A 1988-nucleotide genomic window follows, 5' to 3' on the forward strand; every position below is an offset into this window, starting at 1 on the left:
CATTACCTAATGATTCTTCTAAACCTAAAAAGAAAAAATCCATAACTACTAAAAATATAAATATCTACGATATCTATATTTTACAAAAGTTCATAAGTTTAATGAAAGATTAAATCAACAGTCTTTATAAGTAAAGCTGACTCAGCTTATTTTGGTAGTTTGGATACTAAGATAAGAAGTATTATTGCAGAACATCATGATCTAACTACCGATAATGATAAAAGTGATAGTAGAAATAAAAACATCACAAAAAAATGTGATGAATTTGTAAAAAATATTTCAGATAGAATTTCTTATATCCATATCCCAACTGATATAAACATATCAGATTTTTCAAAAATTGAAGAAAAAGAAATACAAAAACTAACAGGCAAAAATATTAGAGATGAAATTCAAAAAATAATTACAACAGGAAAGTTATCTGCAATAAATAAAGAGCTTGGTAAACTAATAGAAACTATATCAACAAGTTTAGAAAATTATAAATATACTACAAAAACATCTCTTAAAAATATAACTATGCCAAATATAGTTTCTAAAATTATCGATGAATACTTTTCTCTAAGGCACTTAGTCAAAGAGGATACCGACACAAAACAAGAAGATAAAGTTTTAGTTCAAGATTTAAGCTCTGGTGAAAAAAGAAAAGCACTAGTTGAGCTTTCAGAAGCCTTTCTTAAAACACAAAAACCAAATAATAAAATAATTATATTTGCTATAGACGAGCCTGAAGCATCACTAAATAATAGAGGGTGTTTAAAACAGTTTGAAAGAATAAAAAACATTCAAAAATTGCCATTAAATATTCAAGTAATAACATCTACTCATTGGTATGGACATTTACCTATACTCGATAATGGTCTTATTAATTTTATATATAATGACAAAAATAATAAGGTTGGTTTAAAAACATATGATGCGTTCAGTTTTAGAGAAACTATTAATCAAGAAAAAAAAGAACAAAATTCAAACTTTTCAAATGATATAAGCATTAAGAGTATAAATGATTTAGTTCTTTCTATAATATCTTCACTACAAATAGAAAAATCTTATTCATGGCTAATTTGTGAAGGAACCAGTGATAAATTATACTTTCAACATTATTTAAAGAAATATGTTAGTAATGGTGATTTAATTATTTTGCCTATTGGTGGAGCTAAAGAGGTTACAAGAATATTCGAGCATTTGTGCGTTTTTACTAAAGATATTAAACACTCTCTTAAATCTAAAGTATTGTGCCTTACAGATACAGATAAAAGTTTTCATAATTTTGACTGTAAAGTTTATGATGGACATAATAAAATTTTTCTAAAAAGACTCTGTCATCATGAAAACAGTATATCTATAAAAGATTATAATATGAAAAGTAGCTTCTCACCTCTTGAAATAGAGGACTGTTTAGATGAAACTACATTTTTAGAAACTTTAAAATACTTCGCTAAAAGTAATGATAATATCAAAGCTATAGTCGAAGCAGATAGTTATAATACTGGATTTTTTAACAACATTACTCCTTTACAAAAAAGTACTATAGATTCATTTCTAAACGCAAATAAGGGTAATAATAAAGTAATTTTTGCAAACAAGTATATTGAAATAGAGACAAATTACCCTCGTGAAATTAGTTGGATTAATGAATTAGAAAAAATATTATTCTAGGATTAAAAGTTGAACCAATCAGATAACCATAAACAACAACTTGAAATATACATTTCACAACTACTTTGTTTATACTATCTGCGTACCCTTTCACACCTTTTCAAACACCACCAGAATACTTTATCTTTGAAACCAAAGGATTGGCAAAAGATAGAAGTCAAACAAGGTAAAACTGAAACTATCAATGATATTGAGACTACTATTAATCATCTTGTTATCAATGTCTTTGAACCTCCAATGATGATTAATCTTAGAGAGGATTATTATTTTGCATATTATAAGGCTAATCAAAACTTTGGTGAGTATAACAATCTAATACAAAGATATGC

General features: G+C 26.2%; 2 protein-coding genes. Both read left to right on the plus strand.

Annotated elements, in window-relative coordinates:
- The first annotated feature begins 159 nt into the window (after positions 1 to 159).
- Positions 160 to 1659, plus strand: coding sequence for an ATP-binding protein (locus tag F3D57_RS10120; protein ID WP_150466164.1), 1500 nt, complete (start codon positions 160 to 162; stop codon positions 1657 to 1659).
- A 9-nt stretch (positions 1660 to 1668) separates the two neighbouring features.
- The coding region (locus F3D57_RS10125) for a hypothetical protein (RefSeq protein ID WP_150466165.1) at positions 1669 to 1988 on the plus strand (320 nt) is incomplete at its 3' end.

The organism is Francisella sp. SYW-2, from assembly GCF_008711475.1.
Taxonomy (GTDB): Bacteria; Pseudomonadota; Gammaproteobacteria; order Francisellales; family Francisellaceae; genus Francisella; species Francisella salimarina.